This is a genomic window from Parapedobacter sp. SGR-10, assembly GCF_011030405.1.
Lineage (GTDB): Bacteria > Bacteroidota > Bacteroidia > Sphingobacteriales > Sphingobacteriaceae > Sphingobacterium.
Genome location: NZ_JAAJTJ010000014.1, coordinates 1 through 24,518, shown reverse-complemented (window position 1 = coordinate 24,518; position 24,518 = coordinate 1). Strand labels below are relative to the sequence as shown.

General features: G+C 41.7%; 17 protein-coding genes. 4 read left to right on the top strand and 13 right to left on the bottom strand.

What is annotated here, in order from left to right; translation table 11 throughout:
• From G5B00_RS11100 to G5B00_RS11045, 12 genes are all read right to left on the bottom strand, one after another.
• Entirely contained in the window at positions 1 to 579 is a 579-nt protein-coding gene (locus tag G5B00_RS11100; RefSeq protein ID WP_163875022.1) for a hypothetical protein, read from the bottom strand.
• A 305-nt stretch (positions 580 to 884) separates the two neighbouring features.
• The gene (locus G5B00_RS11095; RefSeq protein ID WP_163875019.1) at positions 885 to 3,365 is read right to left on the bottom strand and encodes a hypothetical protein; all 2,481 of its coding nucleotides are present in this window, start codon (positions 3,363 to 3,365) and stop codon (positions 885 to 887) included.
• A gap of 101 nt (positions 3,366 to 3,466) precedes the next feature.
• Complete coding sequence (locus G5B00_RS11090; protein ID WP_163875016.1) at positions 3,467 to 5,029, bottom strand: beta-N-acetylhexosaminidase; 1,563 nt, start codon at positions 5,027 to 5,029, stop codon at positions 3,467 to 3,469.
• On the bottom strand, positions 5,026 to 7,014 hold the full coding sequence (locus tag G5B00_RS11085) for a carbohydrate binding domain-containing protein (protein ID WP_163875013.1): 1,989 nt from the start codon (positions 7,012 to 7,014) through the stop codon (positions 5,026 to 5,028). Before G5B00_RS11085 ends, G5B00_RS11090 begins: the two co-directional genes overlap by 4 nt.
• 2 nt (positions 7,015 to 7,016) lie before the next feature.
• Complete coding sequence (locus tag G5B00_RS11080) at positions 7,017 to 7,910, bottom strand: DUF5017 domain-containing protein (RefSeq protein WP_163875010.1); 894 nt, start codon at positions 7,908 to 7,910, stop codon at positions 7,017 to 7,019.
• Between the two features lie 8 nt (positions 7,911 to 7,918).
• The gene (locus G5B00_RS11075; protein ID WP_163875007.1) at positions 7,919 to 9,730 is read right to left on the bottom strand and encodes a RagB/SusD family nutrient uptake outer membrane protein; all 1,812 of its coding nucleotides are present in this window, start codon (positions 9,728 to 9,730) and stop codon (positions 7,919 to 7,921) included.
• A gap of 4 nt (positions 9,731 to 9,734) precedes the next feature.
• Positions 9,735 to 13,133, bottom strand: coding sequence for a TonB-dependent receptor (locus G5B00_RS11070; RefSeq protein ID WP_163875005.1), 3,399 nt, complete (start codon positions 13,131 to 13,133; stop codon positions 9,735 to 9,737).
• Between the two features lie 220 nt (positions 13,134 to 13,353).
• Positions 13,354 to 14,556 (bottom strand): FecR family protein, encoded by a 1,203-nt coding sequence (locus tag G5B00_RS11065; RefSeq protein WP_163875002.1) that lies wholly within the window; start codon positions 14,554 to 14,556, stop codon positions 13,354 to 13,356.
• An 85-nt stretch (positions 14,557 to 14,641) separates the two neighbouring features.
• On the bottom strand, positions 14,642 to 15,253 hold the full coding sequence (locus G5B00_RS11060) for an RNA polymerase sigma factor (protein ID WP_163874998.1): 612 nt from the start codon (positions 15,251 to 15,253) through the stop codon (positions 14,642 to 14,644).
• Between the two features lie 342 nt (positions 15,254 to 15,595).
• Positions 15,596 to 18,172, bottom strand: coding sequence for a phosphoenolpyruvate carboxylase (locus G5B00_RS11055; RefSeq protein WP_163874995.1), 2,577 nt, complete (start codon positions 18,170 to 18,172; stop codon positions 15,596 to 15,598).
• Between the two features lie 373 nt (positions 18,173 to 18,545).
• Complete coding sequence (gene sucD / locus G5B00_RS11050) at positions 18,546 to 19,418, bottom strand: succinate--CoA ligase subunit alpha (RefSeq protein ID WP_163874992.1); 873 nt, start codon at positions 19,416 to 19,418, stop codon at positions 18,546 to 18,548.
• Positions 19,419 to 19,499: 81 nt separating this feature from the next.
• Complete coding sequence (locus tag G5B00_RS11045; protein WP_163874989.1) at positions 19,500 to 20,030, bottom strand: RNA methyltransferase; 531 nt, start codon at positions 20,028 to 20,030, stop codon at positions 19,500 to 19,502.
• 176 nt (positions 20,031 to 20,206) lie between these two features.
• Between G5B00_RS11045 and rpsT the strand changes: the two genes are divergently transcribed.
• Positions 20,207 to 20,464, top strand: coding sequence for a 30S ribosomal protein S20 (gene rpsT / locus G5B00_RS11040; RefSeq protein WP_163874986.1), 258 nt, complete (start codon positions 20,207 to 20,209; stop codon positions 20,462 to 20,464).
• 145 nt (positions 20,465 to 20,609) lie between these two features.
• Here the strand turns inward: rpsT and G5B00_RS11035 are convergent, their stop codons facing one another.
• The gene (locus G5B00_RS11035; RefSeq protein ID WP_163874984.1) at positions 20,610 to 22,118 is read right to left on the bottom strand and encodes a succinate CoA transferase; all 1,509 of its coding nucleotides are present in this window, start codon (positions 22,116 to 22,118) and stop codon (positions 20,610 to 20,612) included.
• Between the two features lie 226 nt (positions 22,119 to 22,344).
• Here G5B00_RS11035 and G5B00_RS11030 point away from each other — a divergent pair, with 226 nt between their 5' ends.
• From G5B00_RS11030 to G5B00_RS11020, 3 genes are read left to right on the top strand one after another with little or no spacing between them, the layout of a single operon-like run.
• Positions 22,345 to 23,157 (top strand): helix-turn-helix transcriptional regulator, encoded by an 813-nt coding sequence (locus tag G5B00_RS11030; protein WP_163874982.1) that lies wholly within the window; start codon positions 22,345 to 22,347, stop codon positions 23,155 to 23,157.
• 16 nt (positions 23,158 to 23,173) lie between these two features.
• Positions 23,174 to 24,034: a DUF1080 domain-containing protein gene (locus G5B00_RS11025; RefSeq protein ID WP_163874979.1), complete on the top strand. Its 861-nt coding sequence runs from the start codon at positions 23,174 to 23,176 to the stop codon at positions 24,032 to 24,034.
• Positions 24,035 to 24,051: 17 nt separating this feature from the next.
• A complete protein-coding gene (locus G5B00_RS11020) occupies positions 24,052 to 24,432 on the top strand; it encodes an SRPBCC domain-containing protein (RefSeq protein WP_163874976.1) in 381 nt (126 codons plus the stop codon).
• Positions 24,433 to 24,518: the final 86 nt, after the last annotated feature.

Genomic DNA, 24,518 nt, shown 5'->3' with positions numbered 1-24,518 from the left:
TTAATGGTGATGTGCATGCGCGTCTTCCTTACCACCGATCTGTGTGTACAATTCGCTCACGGAAGGCAATACGTTTTTGGCAAAATTTTGCAAATCCTTATTTGTATTACGTGCTAGACGAGTCAATTGCTCTTTGATCACCGCCAATTCATGCTGTGCCTGGTGTACATAATCTACATGATGCTCCTGTCCGTGGGCTTGGGCTTCCTGCTCCAACACAAATTCTGTCGTGTCAGCTTGTTCTTTGGTTTCTTCAACCGCCGGAATACCCTTAATAGGGAAATCAACATGAAAAGCTGTGGCCACGCTATCCAGAGATGGTGTCAATTGAGTATAGAAAGCCTTCACTTTTGAGGCAACCTCTTTTGATTGGGCATCCCCTGAAGCTTCCGCATTCTCCGCAAGGGTTGTACCCGTTAGGATGGTCTCACCTACTTTTTGAATAATAGCGAAAGCATCTCCGTCTACCAATGACGTATGCGTATATTTCAACTGCCTCTCCTGTGCTGTTTTGTGTACACAAGAGCTCAACAAAGTACCGGCACAAACAACTGCCACAAATAATGTATTAAATTTCATCTTGGTTCTTTTTTTGAACAAACTTAGATAAATTCATTTTTATTTGCAATATAATTACGTTGTATATAAAAAGAATTATTCATGAATGTTTACTTTTTATGGAATGAATAAGACCGCTTCGCTAAGTTTATGAGCACTCCGTGGTTTATCGATCTCTCCTCTGCTTTTGAAAGCTTATTCTATAGAGGAAAAATATAAAATAACGCCCGTATAGGGTAAAAAAAAGGGAAAAACATTTCAATAAAAAACCTATAAGGTTTTCGAGCCCTCATAGGTTTATAAGGAAAAGATACGGCAACAAAAATTTAATCCATCTCCACCAGACTAATATCATCCAGGTATACGATGGTCTCTAAAGTTTTGAGATTGACAGTATCCCAACCTGTCTGCAAAGCGATAAAGATCGCAGAGGTATCAAAACTTTTTCCCGCATTAGCTGCCAACGAAAGTATCGCCGGCAAATCCAGGGTCACCGTGATTTCATTCCAGTCTTCATTCTGGGGAATAGATACTTCCGTAGAATAAGTAGAATTCGTCGCTGCAACGGCTCCTGTAGACGATATAACGCCTACATACAGCTTGTTGACCAAATTATCAGCATTTCTATATCGAAAATCCCGCTGTGCGTAAAACGAAAGTTTGTATTTCTTAGTATCATTCAATGATATTCGTTGTGCCAGATTATGATAAAACCACGAATTCGCTGTAGCGTTCGATGTATTCCCCCCTACATTATGAAGTGCGATAGACTTAGTTCCTGAATGTCCCTTTGCATCGTAAACATACGTTCGGCAGTTGGTTTGGGTCGTACCTCTTTCGAACCACACATATTTCCCGATGGCCGTAGCAGGAGCAGTAGGTGCTGTCGTTCCGGACATTGCGTCAAAAAAGCCCGCACAATGCAATAAGGCCGGATAGGTCGTCCCATAGACTGCTTCTGTAAGTGCCGAGGGAACTACGGGATCTTCAAAGCTTCCATTTTGGAGAATGTTGCCCTCCACGTGCCATCCGTCCCCTCCCGGATTAGTCGGTTCCTCGATCACTTCCGGAAAAACGATATTGCCTTTATATTTTTCAATAAATTTTTTAGTCGCCTGCCAAAAACCATGGCTATCACTCCATGCTGAGCTACCGACACTGCTCATCACCACGCCATCACACATTTTGAATGCAGCCTCCAACATAGCTTCCCAAGTAGCTTCTTTGATGGGATTGTAGGAATCTACAAAATTTGCAGCTTGATTAAAATAATCGGTATAGAAATGAGCATAAACAGGCTTACCGGGATTATTGCGTTTCGCCTCCTTTATCGTCAGATAAAATTCCTTTTTCCACAAAGCAATATCATCATCCACAATGTGAGAAGCCGGCACTAAATAGTCCGCATACTCACGCACAGGACGGGTCGGGATCACAGCACTTTGCATCCAGCCCGCTGTATTCACATAAAAATTGCCATTTGATACGCGCAAACCGCTCAAACTTGTTGGGGCAATAGCCGCAAACCCCAGTTCATTCTGTGTATTTTTGCCCTTAAAGGCATTTTTGACCGCTTCGTATCGGGCGATCATGGCATCTTGGTCTCTTGTCCGATCGCCGATCCAGGTTCCCCCTGTGAAACATACAGGAATATGCGGCGTTTGCAACAAACCCTGCGCCAAGGTTTCTATTTTTCCGAGATCGGGCACTTGTATACCGCTTGAAACTCCAGAGCTGACATCGGCCTCTTTTACCAATCGGATAGGGTGCAAGCCATACGCGTTAAGGCTCGGCGTACCCGTATAGGTTATAGAAGAAAATATCTTAAACGGTTTGTTGGGATTGTCCATCACAATACGATCAGGTTCCGGTTGAGGCTGCACCAGATCCGCCTGATGTCTTTGCAGAAAGCTCTTAGTCTCATTCCATATCGCCTGAATGCCGGCATTATTCCAATGAAGCGTATTTCCTTCTCCATCCGTTTGCCCAGACCAGATAACTGCTCCCTCACATCGCTCATAAATAGCCTCCAGCATTTGTTTCCAGATCTCCGGATCAATAATTTGCCGCAGATAAGGGCTGTCCGGCTTATCGTAGTATTGCGGCCAGATATATACGACTATTTTTTTATCGGCCTCATGCTTTCTGATCTCTTCTATCGTGATATCCAAGTCGCGTATCCAGGCATCAATATCGGGTTCTGCTATATATACGACCGGCATGATGACATCTGAAGCTCCTACTGACTTCCAACGTCTTGCATTGTTATCCTTCCAGTTTTGTATGATTGTTTCGTCGTCCCATTTATCACGGTTATAATACCGATACACACAAAGTGCAGAGGGAGCAATACCATAGTTGCCAATGATAACATTAGAATTTTTCTCCCTAAACACGTCAAACATGGTTTTGAAACGATCATGCATTTCATCTTCGTCGATACTTCCGTCATTAAACCAGTCTTCAATGTCTGTGGATACTATCACATGAGGAAACTCTGCTGCTAATTCGGCCTGTATATTGACTTTATCCATATCTAGGATGGCCCGGTTGGGATTAGCGGGATTAGCTTTCGTCAGCGAGGCCTCATACATGAGGTATACGGGCAATAATCCCTCGGACGTCAGATCCGGTTTTCCGGGATAGGCTATGGCATCATACAAGGCAAACTGTTTAGCCGGAGGGGTTTCATCCACCGGTTCTTCGGTTGGTTCCCGGTCATTATCCGGTAAATCTTTTTTGCACGACAAGCAAAAAAGACCTACAAGAAAAAATAAATTAAGAAATAGGATTAGTTTGGTTTTCATAACTTTAAAGTTTAATGTGTTAATACAATTTTTTGGTCAAGTTATTCCCGGACTTCTCTCCTGATGGGTGCTGTCCTTATTTCATACATAGGTATGCTCCCTTACTTCATGGGTTCACTGCGTCTTCGAAAATCCAGAAAATCATAATAATAGACATTGTCCTGCTCGTAGAGTGGATAATGTTGTGTCACCCTGTCTTTGAAAGAAGAAAAATCTTTATTGTCCGACATTGTCCATGCTGTCTCCGCCAGAGAGGCTATTCTCGGAAACAGCATATAGTCGAGTCTGTTTTCGGACTGGATCCGTTCTGTCCATAAGTTCCCCTGTACCCCAAGGATATATGGCATATCCTCCGTCTTCACCCCATATATCTCCGGTGAGAAATTGTATATTTTTTCGACAGAATTGACACCAAACTTTTTATAATCAGGCCCATAGACTTGACTGGAATCTTGCATATAGTCAAAATAAAATGGAGATCTCGGACACATGACCACATTCACCTTTTTGTCCAAAGCCTGTCTTAACTGTTCCAACCTGTTGTGTCTCCACCAAAAGACAATATGGTTTTTGCCAATATTATTGCCCACCACTTCATCCCATGCCAAGATCTTATTGTTTAGATTTTGTAGACTGTCAGACATTCTTTTGAAAAAGTACAGTTCCACTTCTTTCAGATCGGAGAGATTGTTCTTTTTCATCAGATCGGCTACTTCCGGAAGCTGATTCCATTTTTCATTTCCATAATGGACCTCATCCCCACCGATATGAATCATCTGTGATGGAAACAGCACATCCACTTCTCTTAAAATATTGGTCAAAAAACTGTAGGTTTCTTCCTTGCCTGGGTTGAATGTAAAATCCGGATGCGCTGCCGAACCACCCCCACTAAACTCGGGGTAAGCCTTGACCGCTGCTGCTGCGTGGCCCGGCATATCCACTTCGGGAATAACTTCGATAAACCGTTGGCTTGCGTATTCGACAATCTCCGTAATATCCTTTTGTGTATAAAACCGAGCTTGGTAAAATGGATCCGAAAAATTTCCTATACCTCCAATAGCAGTTAGCTTGGGATATTGCTTAATCTGCATACGCCAACCCTGCGAGTCGGTCAGGTGCCAATGGAATTTGTTCAACTTATAAAAAGCCATCCAGTCTAAAATCTGTTTGATTTTTTCCTTACCAAAGAAATGTCTCGCTTCATCGATCATCACTCCCCTCCATTTAAAACGAGGTTGATCGACTATTTTTACACCATCGAGACGAAATCCCTGTTTTTGGCCTGCACTGCTAATCTGAAGAAAAGTAGAAATTCCATTAAACAGACCATTTTTGTGATCACTACGGATGACAACCTGTTGCCCGGTAATTTCCAGACTATAACCACCTTCAGCAAAAGAAGGTCTACTGTCCAAAACCAACCTGATCGTATTTGCATTGGCCGTATTCTTCCCTACCTTGACAGGTATTTGGGTGTACCGAAACAGAGCAGATTGCAAATAACTGCTCAGCTCATCGTCTACACCGACAATAACGACATTTCTATCCAATGTAAAGAAATCTCCGTTTGACACGCATTGCTTAGGTATAGGGATGACGGGACAAGACTTTGCTGCTATGCCCAACATGCACAAAGTCAAAATAAGTATAGTTATTCTTTTCATTCTTTATTGGATTTTAATTTAAAAACACCACTACCAATCGATGGCAATTGCAAAGTCAGCACATCGCTATTTACCTGCGCTGTAATCTGCCCTTGGCTATAGATATCGATTTTCCAATCCTCATCCATTTTTATACGGATTTCCTTCGAAGTATAAAATGGATTGGCAATAAGCAGAAAAACGTCACCTTGATACGTCAAACACGAAATCTCTACCTTATCATTCTCTACGATAGTAACAGATTGATTTTTTCCATTCAGCAGAACAGGAAATAGAGCATTGACCTCAGTAGACATACGTACCACATCTGGCCATATCTTATTGAAATTGTCGTAGTCCAATGTATTTTTTCGGGGATACCTCTCCTGAAAAAGGTCATAGTAGGTATAAAACAAAATTCCTTTTGCTCCATGGATCAAAGCCTGATAACATTGGTTTCGCAATTCATCCAGATTAGGAGGGTTCGGTTTTTTTTCTTTCTGATATACTGCCCAATCCATAGATTGCAGTACTGCCCAATGTCCTTTGGTGTGATGTGTGGCTTGCAGTCCGGCCTTCACACGCGTAGAGGTCAACGACAGATCAGGCCGGCCTACGGGATAGGGATCCGTAGCAATGATATCTGCATTGTAATAATATTTCTCAAGCATCCTATATCCATCATAGTAGTGTACCTGCAAGGTAGGATGATGGGGATCTATCTTCGTGATAGTCTGGTACAGCTCATCGATTTTGGGTATCCAATTCGGTAGCAATTCATCCACAGTGTACCAAGCCAACAGTGAGGGTTTGTACTTAATCTGATTGACATAGTCTTTTGCAACGTCCAAAGGTTTTCTATTTCCCAGCTTCAAAGCACCTCCTTCATAAAAATCCTTCAGTGAATAGATCACGTGGAGATCATATCTTTCGGCTTTATCCAGGTATTCTTCAAAATTCGCATTGTGTCCATAGCCATAGGATAGTACGGTATTGAACCCTGCCTGCTTAATGCGTTCCAGATGTTCGTCATCCGGATGCCCTATATACAATCCAAATGGAAAAATTCGCTCTCCATTTTTGACCGTATATCCTTCCTCGTCAATATACACCATTGGCCAGTTTCGGACCACCTCTACCTTGTGAATTCGCGAAAAACTGCTGTTCGAAAGATTACTTTTGTACTCACCGACAAGGGTGTAATCACCTTCCTGTAGTTTTGTCTTCGGCGAAAATGCAAGAATGGTATCGGTAGTGGATCCCGGTAGCTTCACTTCAAACTTGTCAATGGTTTTATTGACCACATTTTTCAAGACATACCTAACCAGAATATCCTCTTTACTGTTTTCATAATAACCCCGATTGATGATGATATGCTCGCTAAAAACCTGTTCTCCTTTCTCCTGTATCATTCCCCGGTAATGAGGTTTCATCAGAAATGCCTCTATGAATGGAGGTTTTTCCGTTTGTATCGTAACATCATCAAACCAGGCCTCTCCCGTCACACCATTATACAACCCTACGGCGATAGAGACATAGGCGGCATCAATAGGCACGGTATAATCTCCAGAAAGTTCCTTCCAATCAAATGTTCCTAAACCCGACAATTTCGGATAACGGCCACTGATTACTTTTCCAAATTCATCATAGGCCTGTATATAGACACGCGCACCATCCGACTTCGGCTTTTCACTTTTTGACGACAGGTTGCCTTTTACCTTAGCTTTAAAATAAATGGTTGAACCCGGAGCTATATCCAATCTTTGTGAGGTGCCGGAAAATTTTTTCTCAGGATCGTCATTCTTAACAAGCAATGACGATCCTGAATTGTAGCCCGCAGCATGATCTACAGAGGCATTCTGAGCCAGCTTCCACGGCTCTCCCCCCTTTTCAAAACCACTGTTTTGCACCAGATTAGCACCCAAAAGGGCGCCCGAATCCGATTGTGCGTAGACCATAAAAACTTGGGAGATAAAAAATATAACGGATAAAAATCGTAATCCCATCTCTAGTCTGTTATGGATAAATGTATTTCTCTAACAACTTCCTGTTCTCCATAAATACTTTGGTTCTTGGCGATAAACGTAACCACATAGTCGCCTGCCTCTGTATACACATGAGACAAGGGCTCCGCCGTACTGGTCAATGTCTTGATCGCCACACCATTGTCGGGATTGATAGAAGCCAGATTTAAGGCTTTGGTAATTACCCAATCCTCATTGGAAGGTTCATTGGCATTGGCACCTAACCATAAGTCTGCAGCTGTAATTCTCCATACCCGTGTATCCCCCTCCACACTGTGCTGCAACCACCCTCCTTCTGAAAGACTACGGACAATAGGGTAAGTATTGTCATCTACATCATACGTGTTCAATACAAAGTCTGTGATCGTCCATGTCTTTTGTGCCTGAGCTGTATTTCCAATACCGACATACTTAAAAGCCAAATGTATCTGTGGAAAACTGACGAAATCGGACAAATCGATATCTCCTGAAGGGACGACCGTTCCCGTCGAAAAATTTACTCTGTCAGAAATATCCTGCCAATTTGCCTTTTGGATATTTTCCGTATTCATCGTCCCGGTAAAATCGGTGGCGATCAAGAGACTTAAGTTTCTTTCGGGAGGACCGTAACGGCCGTTACTATTGAAATTCAATATGGGCTTCGCATCGGCCACTTGGGTCCTAAATCGATGTTTGTATTCTGCTCCTTTATCTCCGGCATAAAAAGTGATATATTCGGCATCCCCCGAAAAAATAAAACGAACAGTATCTTCTTTTTTATAAGATAGTTTCTCCGTTTTCACATCGAATGTAGGGGCCGTCACTTCGATACCATTATCACAGGAAGTCATCCACATAAAGGATGCTATCACAAATAGAAATATATTTTTTTTCATCATATCTTATTTTAATATCCTGGATTTTGTGTCAGTAGTCCGTTCAACGATATATCGTTTTGAGGAATTGGTAAGAGTGTATGTCTGGATTTGTCGAAATTGTCAAAGCTCAGCGACACATATTTATAACTCGCATTTTCATTAGCTGTTATCCATGATCCTACTTCCTTCAATTTTATTTCCAATAACCCCCACCGTATCAGGTCATACTTACGGAATCCCTCAAAACACAACTCTCTCGACCGTTCCTCTTGTATAGCGGAAATGAACTCCGCAGAATTTAGGTCCTTTAAATCCGCATCATCCGGCAAGCTCAATACCGGTGTCAATACCGCACCGCTACCTCCACCACCTGTCACCGTGATCGTGGGCAATGAAATAAATTTTCTACCCGGATTGGTGATGGTCACCGAGATGATCTCCCCTCCCTCTACAGTAGCTGTCGCGGTCGCGCCTTCACCACCGCCACCAGTGATACTGATCACAGGAGCAGCGGTATATCCCGTGCCTCCATCGTTAATCGTGATAGACTTGAGCGTTTCGGAGATCTGTCCCGGGCCATTGAGTTTTTTTCCATACCCTCTCCGCCTCACCTCATTTAGTGCAGTATAGGCTGCAGCGGTCGGAGTCTGATTATTGACCTGATAATCCGCTTCGGCAAACATCAACAGGACGTCCGAATACCTCAGCAAAGGATAGTTTTGCGGTGTATTCTGGTTCAATTTGGGCAAAGCAGTTTCTTCTTCTCTTCTCCATTTGCCGGGGAAGCGTCTGGAAGTCTGTGTCTCCGCAAAAAGAACCTGAGTAGCGCCGTCATAATAGAAAGGAGATATAGCTCTGTCTCTTCTCAAATCTCCTACTTTGTACCGATCAAACAGTGTATGCGTAGTCCCTATAAAGCCATACGCGGTACCGATACTCTCATTTGTAGAACGTATTCCAATCCACGAACCTACTTGCCCGTGCTCGTAGATACCCGTCACGGCAAATTCGACTTCCCAGATACTTTCTTTATTGTCATATTTGTCCTTGGCATAGTTGATAAAAACTTCATCATAGGAAGGATTCAATCGATGTCCGGCTTCGGTATCATCTATCACTTTTTTTGCCCAAAATCTGGCATCTTGATACTTTTCTATTTTCATCAAAGGGTAGCCGGCCCAATACAGATATACTCTGGCCAGAACACCTCTAACAGCCGATTTGGTCACACGACCAGCCCCATCATACCCCTGTATCGGACGCACCAACTCTTCGGCCTGTATCATATCCTGCGTAATTTGCTCATATACGAGATCGGATGGTGTACGCTCGATAGTATTACCTTCCACCGATTCGGCTGTATGAAGCAGCAAGGGGACATCTCCCCAATTGCTTACCAACAAAAAGTAATAGTAGGCTCTTAAAAATAAGGCTTCACCTTTGATATAATTTCTTCTGGTTTCATCCATGACAGGTCTATCCACATTCTCCAGTACAAGATTGGCACGAGAAATCCCTTGATATAAGGTTGTCCAGGTACTCAACACTTCGGGGTCCGAAGAGGATAAATCATAAAACTGTGGACCAGTGGTTCTACTACTACTATAGAAGAAACCCTCATCCGATTCTGTCGCCAATCGGGTCTGAATCGTATAGGCGTAGAGCGCACCTCTTCCCAATGGATCATAAGCTGCTACTAAAGCAGCATCCAATTGAGACTCTTTATCGAATATCGCGTCTGGATCCATCTTGTCCAAGGGTGTGGTATCCAGAAATTTGCTGCAAGAAGCCAATAAACCGACAATGGCAATTGCAACTATATAGATTTTAACTTTTTCCATTTTCTTAAAATTTAGCAGTGATACCAAAAACAAATGTCCGCGCAATAGGATAAGCCGAGTAATCAAAACCCGGTGTCAAAGCGGAATGCCTCGTAGACACTTCGGGATCCATACCGGAATAATTCGTCCATGTAATTAGGTTTTGTCCAGAGAAAGTAAGGGCTAAATCTGAGGCGCGCACTTTCGACAAAATTGCCTCTGGCAATCTGTAGGATAGGGAAAGTGTTTTCAGCCGAATATAAGACCCATCCTCGATCACTCTGGAAGAATATGCTCCAAAGGGCCCATGTCCGCCGGATCTGAACAATTCATTGTTTTGATTCTCCGGTGTCCATCTGTTCTCATAGGTCGCATATTGATTCAATAATGGTCTAAACAATCCATTTCCTTCAAAAATCAAACGGTTAGCGTTCAAAAGCTCATTTCCATAAGACCATTGGAAAAACATGCTGAGCGAGAATGATTTGTAATGGAAGATATTATTGATACCGCCGCTGTGTAAGGGCTGGGGATTACCGATAACAGCCAAATCCTGGCTATCGACTACTTTATCACCATTGATATCTCTGTATTTTATATCTCCAGGCTGTATGCTACTTGCCGTATTTCCATTGGTAGTGACAGTAGACTTCAACACATAGTTCCCGGGAGAGACTTCGTCAAAATCGCTGTATTGGTAGTTTCCATCCCAAATATAGCCATAGTACAAAGCTGCTGGACGGTCGACCATCGCAATATAAGGCGACGAAGAACTAAAGTTACTATCAAAAGTCACCGAACTCAGAAAATTGGTTTCATTTTCAACCAATGAAATGATCTTATTACGATTGAAAGCTATGTTAAAGTTGGTTTCCCAAGAAAAATTATTTTTCTTGACATTAACCGTATTAAGCGTAATCTCCAGTCCTTTGTTTTCAACCTCTCCTATATTTCTATATTCTCGTATGAAACCTGTCGTCCTGGGAAGATTAGCCAAAAGCAAAAGATCTTTTGTATTCTTTTTGTACAGATCCAACGTCAATTGGACTCTGTCATCAACCAATCCCAGATCCAAACCTATATTGGATTGGAAGGTAGATTCCCACCTGAGGGAACTGTTTCCCATAGAATTCATAATCAAACCTTTGAATGGAATACCATTTTCAAAAGAATAGCCTGCCTCCCAATCTGTATATATCAATCCCCTTGCCCTGTCAAAATCACCTACCCTATTATTTCCGGTAACACCGTAACCTAATCGCAGCTTGGCATCCGAAATCATGTCTACATTCTTTAAAAAGTTTTCATTTTTCATACGCCAAGCAAAAGCTCCTGCTGGAAAATATCCCCAACGATTTTGAGCGACAAATTTTGACGAACCATCGGCCCTAAAGGATGCTGTAAACATATATTTGGTCAATAAGGTATAATTTGCTCGTCCTAAAAAAGAGGCTAAGGTATGATAGGTCTGCGTAGATGTATTCCGATAGGGTGTACCTCCTCCTAGAGAACTGAATAACATTTCTTCATTTGGGATATTGTCTGCTTCATACCCAAAACTGTCACTATCTCTTCTCTGTAGTGTAAATCCTCCCATGACATCAAACACATGATCTTTATTAATGTACTTTTTATAGGTCAGTGTATTTTCATTGACCCAACCCTTCATCGATCGATTGACAACGCCACCGTATTGTCCTCTGAAATTACTGGGGTTTAAGGGTGTACCTCTATACGTATCAGAATTATAGAAATACTTATATTGGTTCGTACGGCTATTGGTCCCACCCGACACCTTTAATGTCAAACCTTTGAGGATCTCATACGATAAAAAGGCATTTAGGTTCAAGTCGGAATAAGTGTTTAGGTACACTTCATTTTCCAAACTAATGACAGGATTGATCATCAGATTGAGACCTTCCGACTCGGGATCGACCAAAAGATCACCTAGATCAATGCCTGTGCCTGTTACGGGGCGAAATCCCCAAGTCCTGTACAGAGTATAGCTTGTTGCCGAAGATGTCGGACCAGAGTTCACCGGCGTTCCATCCACCGTATTTTTAGCCATCCCCACTACAAAGCCTGCCTTAAGCTTGTCTGAGATTGACTGATCCAGAGACAATCGTCCTTGATAGCGTTTATTGGATGAATTGACAATAATACCTTGTTGATCGAATAGACTTCCCGAAACAGCGTAACGTGTACTCGTATTACCTCCCCGAAGTGCTATATTGTAGATATTGATCGGTGCATTTCTGAAAAGCCTATCCTGCAAGTCCAGTTCTTTTACGCCTTGATAATCTTCTAATTGCTTTCCAACATTACCCAAATAATAGCGTTCTGCCAATGTAGGATAAATTTCATTTTGATACTTCACAAATTCATAACCCGACATCATATCCATTTTCTTAATGGCTCCCTGCGAACCGAAAGAGGCCGAAAAATCAATTGTCGGCTTTCCTGTCTGTCCCTTTTTCGTTTCGATCACGATGACACCATTTGCGCCCCTAGAGCCATAGATAGCTGTAGCGGAGGCGTCTTTCAACACAGAGATCGAGGCAATATCAAAATTACTCAAAGCCGAACTGCTAAAATCTTCCATCGGAAAACCGTCCACGACATATAATGGAGCCGTACTTTGGGTCAAAGAGTTTCCACCACGGATCACAATATTGGCATTTTGTCCAGGCTGTCCGTCATTATTAGAGACCTGTACACCTGCCACACGCCCTGCTAGTGCTTGGTCAAAATTGGCAACGGGAGCTTTTTCCATTTCTTTCACATCAGCTGTACCGACTGACCCCGTCAGGTCTTTTTTAGCTACGGTACCGTACCCGATAACAACCACTTGATCCAGTCCTTTTTCATCAACAGCCATTTTCACATCGATGGTCTTCTGGTTTCCCACTTTTATCTCCTGGTTCTGAAAACCGATAAAAGAATAGACTAATACATCCTCAGTACCCGACACCGTGATCATGTAGCTTCCACCCACCTCACTTACTGTCTTAGTGCTTTCTCCTTTCACTTGAATAAGTGTCCCTGGAAGGGGGTTACCCTTTTCATCGGTGACCTTGCCCGTAACTGTCCTTCTTTGTATGGACGATGAAGAACTACTTTCTGTCCTTGGCACTCGACGTCTTATGGTCACGATCCTATCCGTAATACTGTAGTCCAGAGCTTTGCCCTGCAAAATCTGTTTGAGGGTCGCATCTAGGCCAAGTTTTTGAATATTCAGATTGACCGGTTCTATTGTCTTGATCAGGGCTTCGTCATAAACAAAGTCATAACTTGTCTGCTTTTTGATCTCACCAAAAGCTTGTTCCAACGAAATATTATTCGCTTTGATAGATATTTGCTGAGCAAAGCTCACAGCATACGACTGCATGAAGCCAACTGTCAATAGAAATAGGGTTAGTTTCATAATGAGTAGTATCTTTGCTATAGGATAATGGGAATATCGTCCCGTATTTTTTGCAATAAAAAATTTATACATTTGAATGGGATAATTAGTTTATAAATTGTGTCGTGCAATTATTTTCTATGTATTCCAATATTGAACCGGAAGTGTTACCAGCACTTCTGGTTTATTTGGAACTTTTCACGATCAAGGTCCTCTCTGTTTTTTCATCATCTATAGGTTTTTAGTTATTTACGGGTTTCACCAATATTGTTTTTCCATCGAAGTCAAATTGAACACTATTCGTTGAAGCCATAGCCTTGAGTACACTGGACAATCGATTATTGCGGGAGACCAAACCTCCTATTTTCAAATGCAAGGGGGCGTTGGGCGCATAACGGACTTCTACATCATACCAACGTGCGAGTTGTCGCATTGTCGTACGCAGATCCTGACCTTTGAAGATAAAATCATTATCCTTCCAACCGATCGAAGTACTTACATCTACTTGATCAATTTCAAAGACATTCTTTGTAAGTACAGATTGTTGACCGGGGAACAATTGTGCTATTTCCTTGCTCTCCAGAGAAGCGACACGTACTCTTCCCTCTACTAAAGTAGTTTTCACATGTGGTTCGTCGGTGTAGGCATTTATATTAAATTGTGTGCCCAATACCTCTACTTCCTGTCCTCTACAGACTACCTTGAATTTTTGTTTTGCATTTTTTACTACCTCAAAATAACCTTCTCCATCAAGCTCTACCCTTCTCTCTTTACCGACAAATTGTCCGGGATAACGGAGAGATGAAGCCGCATTCAGCCATACTTTTGTCCCATCGGGCAACACAATGCGATACTGTCCTCCCCGGGGAGTCTGGATGACATTTAACCTTTCCCCGACATCGGCAGAAAGTCCCACAACAATCGTCCCATCTGTATACGTCACCCCATCTGAACCCATAACTATACTTCCCTGGTCTTCATTCAGCACCACTGTACGGCCATCGGCCAATGTCAGCGTTGCACGATTGCCTCCTGGATCCAGGTCATGCAAGACAGGGGATACCTGTTCGGCATCCGGTATCTCTACACGATGCATGTAGAAATAATAGCCTCCCCAGGTGCAAACCAAAAAAATAGCGGCTACAGCAATCCAGCGATAAATAGATTGCTGTCTTATCAAACGGCTGCTGCCTCCTTCATCTTGAACAGAGCTTCTGGCGACATGGGCATGGACCTGTTGGTCGATTCGGTTCAATGCCTGCTTTTCGGATGGAGTAATAGCATGATCATCATCTGGAGTTTCCAATTCTTCCCTGATCATCTGCCTCATCTCCTGCTCTGAGCTTTCACCAAAATACCGCAATAGATCGTCCAGTTCCTTGGGCGAATGCCTTCCTTTGATGAATTTGCTAAATATAGAGCGAATATAATTTTTCTCTTCCATTGTAATGTACTTTTATAAGAGGAGACGCTCCATCCAATCTCCACCATTTGTTATTAGTACGTTTACAATAAGAAGAATCACTACATCAATGTAAAATATTTTTTTCGAAGCTCGCAGCAAGGATGGTTGCGATCCAAATCAAGTGTTGATTTCTAAGCATAAACGCCTGTATATTTTTCGATGCCCTCGTCATATGGGTACTGATCGTATGAACCGAGATTCCCAATATTTCGCTCACTTCCCGATAGCTTTTTCCTTCGATCCGACAAAGGGTAAAAATCTGTCTTTGTTGATCAGACAAACTGGCGATAGCTTGATCAAGGATATTTTGGGTCTCTTTCAGAAATACCTCTTCACTGACCGGATCATGGGTAGTGATGTGGAGTAGACTTATTTCCCGTTGCAGACGTTCGTCACGTGCCACTTTTCGGTAAAAATCATACAAAATATGTTGAGCAATACGATATAGATAGGACTTAAAGGATTGTGCGGGATCGATCAACATCCTTTTGTCCCATATCCGTACAAATACATCCTGGGTAAGTTCTTCGGCAACAGTCTCTATACGGACCATCTTCAGCAATTTCCGGTAGATCGGTAATTTGAATGTATCATAAAAATAGGTAAACGCTTGCTGATCTCCCTCTATCAGTTGATGAAGATATTCTGTTTCCGTATGGTCAGTCAGCAAGTGCATATATTGTTAAGTTTTATAAACAAACCGATGGGTATCGGAATCTTAATAAGGATCTAATCCTGATAAAACAAATATAGCACCTGTTTTAGTAATATCAAAAAGCCTTTTATCCTGCTTAGTCCAATATTCAAGATCATGTTAATGTAAGAGCAAATCATAGTTTGCTACAAAACAAAAACTATAAGGCTATCAAAATCTTATATTTTAAAATTATGTAAGTTATGGATGTGAAATAGGTTATGAAGGTATGCGTTTTGCCTTCATAACTACATCACTATCATCACCTCCGTCACTTTATTTTAAATAAGACCTTTCGAAGTTTTCGAAACTTCGAAAGGTGGCTTAAGCCAGATTTCTTCCTGCATTGACTACACCATATACCGTACGACCGATCAATTTACGATAGACTTCCTCTTTTTCGGCTTTCAACTTGCCACTCTGCAACCTGCGGATGGCATAATGCTGGATGATAAGCAAGGGTAAAACAATTTTTTCACGTTCCAACACCGAGCACCGCTCCACGGGATAATTCTCCATCAGATATTTTGCCCCGCTTAGCTTCAACAGATATTTGTTGGTTTTCACAAATTCCTCATGTAATATATTCCAGAACGTGCCAAAAGTCTCATCATCTTTCATATAGGAAGTGATATCAAAATTGGACTTGGTCATAGACATCATACAGTTGTCGATGAGGGTATTGAAAAAACCAGAAGTCTGGTACAGGTTTCGTACATAAGACCATAGATTGTTCTCCTCAGCCCATTGCAAAGCTGTTCCTACCCCAAAGAAACCCGGTATATTCTGTTTCAACTGACTCCAAGCCGTCACGAATGATATAGCTCGCAGATCTTCCAAACGCAACTCTTTATCCGAATTTCGTTTTACAGGACGGCTACTGATATTGATAGAAGCCAATGATTTCAATGGACTCAACGTTTCCAAATATTTCAAAAACTGCGGATGATGACGGAGCGCTAAAAACTTGCGATGGCTCTCAGTTGCCAAATCATCAATGACCTGTTTTTGTTTGCTCGTCAAGGTATCTCCACCATTTTGCCTGATCTCCGAAACCAAACCCGCATGCAGCAACTGTTCTATATTATATTGTGCTGTATCCAACGAGCCGTACTGACTACTTATGGTCTGTCCTTGTATAGTCAACTGGATATGGTTGTTTTCGATCTCACTACCCATAGAAGCATAGAAACGTTGGGTTTTGCCCCCTCCCCGTGCAGGGGGGCCACCACGCCCATCAAAGAAAATCAGATCTACATCATATTCTCTCGCTAGCGCTGTCAATTCTATCTTGGCTTTATAGATAGACCAATTGGCCATCAAATATCCACCATCCTTGGTACTATCGGAAAAACCTAACATGATAGTCTGCTTATTTCCCCTTATTTTGAGATGTTCTGCATACGCCTTGTTGGTGTACAGTGTACGCATGACATCAGAAGCACGTGAAAGATCATCCACTGTTTCAAATAAAGGCACAAAATCGATGGTCAATTCCTTTTTCTTCCATCCTTGCCACAAAAACAATTGCATAAGACCTAAAATGTCGGACGCTTGTTGACAGTTCGAAATGATAAAGCGTTGTGCCGCCCGCTCACTACCTGATCTCTGTATGTTTTTCAACAAACGGATCACATCAATAATATCTTTGATCAACGGATCCGCATCTTTTCGATAATCCAAGGTATGCTCATCAAAATATAAGGAAGCTTGTTTACTTTCTTCCGATTTCGTAAGCTCATCGACCGTCGACTTCACGGTACCTGCATACACTTCTGCCAAATAGTTGGTAGCCTTACGCAATACACTACTGTCCTGGCGAATATCAAGGGTAGTGAAGTAACATCCGAAAGTATTGACCTTACGGATCAAATCTTCCACCAACTCCACAAACAGACCATTATGCTTTTCATGCAGCACTTGTGTGATGGCCTGTAGATTTTCCAATATTTTAGCCGTATCATCCTCCGGATTCTCGATAGGGTTGAAACTATTGTCATAGAACAGCTTCTGCAGATTATCCAGATACTGTTCTACACCGCGGAATGTGATTCTGCGTTTTACGATACGAAAATCACGATAATAACATCTAAATAGGATCGTACGCAACATAGAAGCCACCTTCTTCGTACTCTCAGCGGTCACATTCGGGTTTCCATCCCGATCACCTCCCGGCCAGAACCCCAATTCAATCAATTGTTTTACATCCTCGGCCGGAACTTCTAGCACATCATCGATCTTGGATTGGATGCCTGAAGCTACTTTATAAAACACATTTTCCAGATACCAAGCCAAACTGACCGCTTCATCTACCGGAGTAGGTTTCTGTTTGTTGATGAATGGGGTTTTCCCCAATTGTTGCAACAACAGATGTACATTAGAAATATCATTGGCTTTGATGGCTTCAGTCAAATCATTGATGATACCTAAGACCGGTCCCGGATAAAATTGTGTAGGGTGCGCCGTCAGGACCAAACGTACCGAAAAGTCCTTCAACTTCTCGATAATCTGATTTTTTAGCTCCGGATTACTCTGCGCCAACCTAAACAGCGCGTCCAATCCACCTGTTTCATCGGTCTTGCCTACAGCCTGGAAAGCCGAGTCCTCAATAGCATCAAACAAAACAACCTGACGTTCAATATATTGCACGATACGAAACAAGAGGTCAATTCTATCTTCTTCTTGTACATACTGCTCATACTGACCAAAAAAGCTATCTATAATGTCTTCTGGAGCCAAATGTTCGGCCACACCGTTTTCACAATGGGTAGAAAAGAATGGAAGAATAGTACCTGTATGTTTTACTCTCTGAAAAGGAAGGGTTAAAAATAAACTTTTAAAAAGTTCAAACCGTGTAAGAACCTCGTTTTCAAAGACAGCTTGTTTCTGACTTAATTTCATTATTCGTTAATTTACATGAACTAAGAAATCAACCGGAGTTGATATTCCCACAAATATACAATATTTATATTATAAACAGTTGTTTTTTATTAAAATCATATTTTTAAATCCAAAATAGTCAAAAATATTAAAAAAATAAAAATAAATAATAACTAACCTATAAGATTTCGGAAACCAAATTATGGCGCAAAAATTAACAAAGTGATCCTTGTGACTTAATAAAAAGGACACAAGCAAACGCCTACCTATCAGACAAGCAAACTTGCGCCAGACCTTTTTAAGACACCTCTTTTTAGCAAAAAAAAACCTCCATCTCACCCAAGGTTGAAATGAAGGCTAAAATACGATTTATATACAACTCTATATAGACGGCTTATTTTGCCAACTCTTCAGCAATTGCCTTTCCGATTTCTGCAGGAGATTCTACCACACGGATACCACACTCACGCATGATTTTCATTTTGGCAGCCGCAGTGTCGTCCGCACCACCTACAATAGCTCCAGCGTGTCCCATACGACGTCCCGGAGGCGCTGTTTGCCCAGCAATAAATCCAACAACAGGTTTTGTACCGTGTTCTTTGATCCAACGTGCCGCTTCGGCTTCCATACCACCACCGATCTCACCAATCATAATGATACCTTCAGTCTCTGGATCATTCATCAACAACTCCACAGCTTCTTTTGTTGTTGTACCGATAATAGGGTCTCCACCGATACCGATAGCTGTCGTGATACCCAACCCTGCTTTCACGGTTTGATCCACAGCTTCATAAGTCAACGTACCAGATTTGGAAACGACACCTACATTGCCTTTCTTGAAAATAAATCCAGGCATGATACCGATTTTAGCTTCCTCTGCCGTAATGATACCTGGGCAGTTAGGACCGATCAAACGAGCGTTTTTGTCACTTAAGTAAGATTTTACCTGGATCATATCTTTGGTAGGGATACCTTCTGTGATACACACGATCAAAGCGATGCCTGCTGCTGCAGCTTCCATGATCGCATCGGCCGCAAATGCAGGAGGTACAAAAATAATGGAAACATTCGCCCCTGTCTTGTCTACGGCGTCTTGTACTGTGTTGAATACCGGACGATCCAAGTGGGTTTGTCCACCTTTACCTGGTGTGACACCACCAACGACATTGGTTCCGTACTCAATCATTTGTGAAGCATGGTAAGTACCTTCAGTTCCTGTAAATCCTTGAACGATTACTTTTGAATCTCTATTTACTAATACACTCATTTGTTCTATTTTTTTGCAGAGCAAATCTACTGTTTTGCATTGACTTCTGGAAATAGAGTGTGCAAAATCCCTCTTTTTTTGTTAAAAATTTAGTTTTCGGACAAACTCCCACAGCACAATCCCGATCGTGACCGATACATTAAAAGAATGTTTAGTACCAAATTGTGGAATTTCTATACAGCCATCAACCAACTGCATGATGTTCTCATCTACCCCATATACCTCATTCCCAAATACAAGAGCATATTTTCCACCATCTGCTATAGCGACCTCCTGCAAGTCCACACTTCCGGTAGCCTGCTCCACGGCATATACTTTATACCCTTGTGCCCTCAATTGTCTTACAGCCTCAACATTATCTTTGTGATAGTGCCATTCTACAGACTGTGTCGCTCCCAATGCAGTTTTTTCGATTTCCCGATGGGGTGGTGTACCCGTGATGCCCAAAAGTAACACTTTTTCTATAGCAAAACCATCCGCCGTACGGAAAGCTGAACCCACATTATGCATGCTCCTGACATTGTCCAGTACGATGACGACAGGTATTTTTTCTTGACGCTTGAAAGAATCGATATCTGCCCGGTTCAATTGTTCCATCGATAGTTTTTGCATGAAGCAAAAGTAAAAATTAAAAAACCAAAAGTCAAAAACATCCTTCCCTCCCACCAATCCTTATCCTTCTAGCCCCTCAACTAAAAAAACTAAAAATAGATTTTGAATATTGGTTTTATCTCATTACTTTTGCATTCCGAATTGAGTAAAAAAAATAAAAATATAGCTAAGTAAAAATGGCAAATCATAAATCAGCGCTTAAAAGAATTAGAGCCAACGCTGCGAGGCGTTTAAGAAACCGTTACCAAGCAAAAACAACACGTAACGCAGTCAAAAAATTACGTAACACAACCAACCCTGAAGAAGCTAAAGCCTTGTTGCCTCGCGTATCTTCTATGTTGGATCGTTTGGCGAAGAACAATGTCATCCACAAGAACAAAGCTGCTAACAACAAATCCAAGTTGACCAAATTGGTAAATAAACTAGTCGGTTAATTCAAGATTTGCGTTAAAATATTTGATGAGGGATGTATATGATGCATCCCTTTTCTCGTTTAGGCTGTTTTTCTTCAAACAAAAAAGGCTTGCACCATACTACACAAGCCCTCATCATCATCTATCTTATTTCTATAGTCTGGTTTTAAGCAAAAGTAACTGCTTCTTTCTTCATCGAACCCGTTTCGGCCAATCGCAGATGCCAACTAAAAGCCTCTTCCAACAAATGCGGAGTATGTCCACCCCGTTGGCAGGCCCGGTCAAAGTAGGACTGCAATTCTTCACGATAATCCGGATGCACACAGTTATTGATGATCTGCTGTGCCCGTTCGCGTGGAGCTAGTCCCCTCAAATCTGCCAATCCAATATCCGTAACCAAAATATCCACATCGTGCTCCGTATGATCTACATGGGAAACCATCGGCAACACGTGAGAAATAGCATTTTCTTTAGAAGCCGCTTGAGTCACAAAAATACTGAGGTAGGCATTACGTGCAAAATCGCCAGATCCTCCGATACCATTCATAATCTTGGTACCAGAGATATGTGTCGAGTTCACATTACCATAGATATCAAACTCAATAGCTGTATTAATAGCTATGATCCCTAACCGTCTTATGAGTCCGGGAGTATTCGATATATTCTGTGGACGTAACACGAATTTCTCTTTATATCGCTGTAGATTGTTAAATACCCTATCGTAACATTCCTCCGAAACCGTCACCGAAGATGCCGAGGCAAAACTCAGCTTTCCCGAGTCGATCAAATCAAACGTACTATCCTGCAGCACTTCCGAAAACATCGTAAGGTCGTAGAAATTACTATTCTTAAACCCTGTCAATACAGCATTGGCTACTTTACCTATGCCTGCCTGTATAGGCAGCAATCGATCCGTCAAATGCCCCAAACGGACTTCGTTTTCAAAAAAGTCCAATATATACTTAGCTATAGACATCGTCTTCGCATCTGGGGGAGAGATATCTGCCGGACTATCCTTTTTGTCCGTAAAGACGATGCCAATCACCTTATTGGGGTCCAAAGCGATAGTCTTGCGCCCGATCTTGTTCCACGGTGCCACAATCGGGATCACATTACGGTATGGATAGTTTTCTGCTTGATAGATATCATGTATACCGTACACATCTTCGGACACGGCAGTATTGATTTCCAATATGACATGTTTTGCCAATGCTGCAAATGTTACAGAGTTTCCGACCGAAGTAGTCGGTACAATACTACCGTCTCTATCTATAAAAGCAACTTCCAACACAGCGATATCAACATCTGGAAGGTTTTTATTATGCAACAATTCGGCACTTTCACTCAAGTGTTGGTCGATAAACAACACTTCGCCACTATTGATTTTATTCCGTAACGTACGGTCCACCTGAAATGGCATACGTTTGCTCAACGCACCAGCTTCTGCCAATTTGCCGTCTGTATCATGGCCTAGTGAAGCTCCGGTCATCAAGGTAATCTTTATCTTCTCTGATTTGGCCCTTTCGGCCAAGGCTGGCAGTACAGCCTTACTATCCCCTGCTTTGGTAAAGCCACTAGAGCCAACCACCATGCCATCTTTGATAAAAAGTGTAGCCTCTTCGGCACTCATCACTTTATCCCGTAAACTTTCCAGTCTGATTCTGTTTAATGACATCTTATTTTCTTTGAATAAATTATAAATGAATAATACTATTGTATTTAAATAACGATGGACAAAGGTTCTTAATTAATTTTGATTTCCCATTGTCTGACATCACAAAAATTATTGTTCAATATCACAAAAGTACAAACTATCCATTCTTCTAGAGAAACCCTACATATACTTTTGGTATTTCAAGAATATTTAAGCAAATTTACGTTTGCGTAAACGATGACGGCCCATGGAAAAAGAGTATGTAGACAAGTATTATATGACCGAGATCGATGTCTTCAAAGACAGCATATACTGTCATCATGCACTTATGGGAGACAGTTACATCGTCGAACATAATCATATCAAAGGTCAGTTTCTGTATACGGAAGGGGGAGTGGTCTTTCTCAAAACAGCTGACAAATCTTATTTTTTACCGGCACGTCATTACATATGGATTCCTTCAGGAGTAAGGCATAGCATACACCCTAGCTCTCCACATGTCATTATGCGCAATCTTTATTTCCCTAGATTTGAAACCGACACGGCATTTTTTGACAAGATAAACATTTACCCTGTCAATGATCTGTTGATAGAGCTCATCATGTTTACAAATCGCTGGAACGGCAACATTTTTCCTTCCAACGAACCGAATTATTCTATTGCAAAAGCATTTAAGCTTTTACTTCCCGAATTGTCACAATCGGAGCTTCCTTTGGCCTTACCCTACCCACAGCACCCTAAATTAAAAAATATAGTCGATTATCTTGAAAAAAACATCAAGGAAAACATAGGATCTAAACTTTTGGCAGACAAATTTGACATCAGCGAACGAAGCCTAGCTCGTCTCTTCCAGAAAGAACTCAACATGTCATTCATCCAGTATTACACGATACTCCGGATGCTCACGGCTCTAAAACTCTTGTTGGACGAACAGCTAAGCGTCAATGAGGTAGCATTACAAGTCGGCTACAGCAGTTTACCGACTTTCAGCAATACTTTTTATAAAATAGTTGGCGTTAGACCCAGCGATTATGTCAAAAAACACAACACCCTCTTATAAGTAAATTATAATAATTATGAAGAAAATACTATTTGCATTTTATTTGATCACCACGACCATTTTTATAGCCAACTGCCAGTCGACCAAGAATAAAAGTAACGATACTCCACAAGCCATCCAACTTTTTAATGGAAAAAATCTGGAAGGATGGATCCCCAAAATTCGTTATTATGACGTAAATGAAAATTTCGGCAATACATTCCGTGTAGAAGATGGGTTACTAAAAGTTCGTTACGATCAATACGACGATTTTTCTTTTAAATATGGTCATCTTGCCTACCACGAACCCTACAGCTACTATCTGCTTCGAATCGAATACCGTTTTGTAGACGAACAAGCCAAAGGAGGCGAAGGGTGGGCTTGGCGCAATAGTGGTGCCATGCTCCATGGTCAATCTCCTGGATCCATGCTGAAAGATCAGGATTTTCCCATATCCATAGAAGGGCAATTTCTAGGAGGAGACGGATCTGCCGAACGCACAACTTCCAATCTCTGTACACCAGGCACGAATGTCGTTATAGCTGATAGCCTATTTACACCACATTGCAAAAGCTCTACTTCAAAGACATATCACGGCAATCGGTGGGTCACGGCAGATTTTCTGGTCTTAGGTGATTCGGTCATCAAACATATCCTAGATGGAGAGGTGGTCCTTGAATACACAAAACCTCAATATGGTGGCGGTAATGTAAGTGGACATGACCCTAAAGTCAAAAAAGACGGAGAACTGATAAAATCCGGCTACATTTATCTACAGAGTGAAAGTCATCCCTTGGATTTCAGAAAAGTAGAACTATACAATCTCGAACAATATAAATCGGATTCTGTACACTTAGATGCTATTGTAGATAAGCTATTAGCTACAAAGTCCCGATAATACATTTTCGCATAGACATGAAGAATTTCAAAAAATATTTTATTATTCCTGCGACACCGCAAGAAATATATCTAGCTTTGACCACCAAAACCACCTTACAGTTATGGACAAGCGATGAAGTGGACATCAATCCAAATGTCGGTGGAGAATTCTCTTTATGGGACGGAGCTATCACCGGTAAATTTCTAGAACTGGATCCCCCTAAAAAAATTGTACAGGAATGGTATTTTGGTGATCAGAAAGAACAATCTATCGTGACGATCAAACTACATGAACATAAAAAAGGGACTTCATTCGAAGTTAATCACACGAATATTCCTGACGAGGATTATGACGATATCGTAGAAGGATGGGAAAATGAGTATGTAGGTGGTCTACAGGAATTTTATGAAGAGTGATACTCCTCTTTCCCAATTGCGCGGTGACATCGGATTGACTTTCTCTCCCCCCATTCATCATTAGTCTATAAATAAAAAACGGCCCT

Bases quoted from the DNA above. Each gene is read 5' to 3' on its own strand.
- G5B00_RS11080 (WP_163875010.1), bottom strand. From the start codon at position 7,910: ATGATGAAAAAAAATATATTTCTATTTGTGATAGCATCCTTTATGTGG.
- G5B00_RS11025 (WP_163874979.1), top strand. From the start codon at position 23,174: ATGAAGAAAATACTATTTGCATTTTATTTGATCACCACGACCATTTTT.
- G5B00_RS11020 (WP_163874976.1), top strand. From the start codon at position 24,052: ATGAAGAATTTCAAAAAATATTTTATTATTCCTGCGACACCGCAAGAA.
- G5B00_RS11100 (WP_163875022.1), bottom strand. From the start codon at position 579: ATGAAATTTAATACATTATTTGTGGCAGTTGTTTGTGCCGGTACTTTG.
- G5B00_RS11070 (WP_163875005.1), bottom strand. From the start codon at position 13,133: ATGAAACTAACCCTATTTCTATTGACAGTTGGCTTCATGCAGTCGTAT.
- G5B00_RS11045 (WP_163874989.1), bottom strand. From the start codon at position 20,030: ATGCAAAAACTATCGATGGAACAATTGAACCGGGCAGATATCGATTCT.
- G5B00_RS11060 (WP_163874998.1), bottom strand. From the start codon at position 15,253: ATGCACTTGCTGACTGACCATACGGAAACAGAATATCTTCATCAACTG.
- G5B00_RS11055 (WP_163874995.1), bottom strand. From the start codon at position 18,172: ATGAAATTAAGTCAGAAACAAGCTGTCTTTGAAAACGAGGTTCTTACA.
- rpsT (WP_163874986.1), top strand. From the start codon at position 20,207: ATGGCAAATCATAAATCAGCGCTTAAAAGAATTAGAGCCAACGCTGCG.
- G5B00_RS11030 (WP_163874982.1), top strand. From the start codon at position 22,345: ATGGAAAAAGAGTATGTAGACAAGTATTATATGACCGAGATCGATGTC.
- G5B00_RS11090 (WP_163875016.1), bottom strand. From the start codon at position 5,029: ATGAAAAGAATAACTATACTTATTTTGACTTTGTGCATGTTGGGCATA.
- G5B00_RS11075 (WP_163875007.1), bottom strand. From the start codon at position 9,730: ATGGAAAAAGTTAAAATCTATATAGTTGCAATTGCCATTGTCGGTTTA.
- G5B00_RS11035 (WP_163874984.1), bottom strand. From the start codon at position 22,118: ATGTCATTAAACAGAATCAGACTGGAAAGTTTACGGGATAAAGTGATG.
- sucD (WP_163874992.1), bottom strand. From the start codon at position 19,418: ATGAGTGTATTAGTAAATAGAGATTCAAAAGTAATCGTTCAAGGATTT.
- G5B00_RS11065 (WP_163875002.1), bottom strand. From the start codon at position 14,556: ATGGAAGAGAAAAATTATATTCGCTCTATATTTAGCAAATTCATCAAA.
- G5B00_RS11095 (WP_163875019.1), bottom strand. From the start codon at position 3,365: ATGAAAACCAAACTAATCCTATTTCTTAATTTATTTTTTCTTGTAGGT.
- G5B00_RS11085 (WP_163875013.1), bottom strand. From the start codon at position 7,014: ATGGGATTACGATTTTTATCCGTTATATTTTTTATCTCCCAAGTTTTT.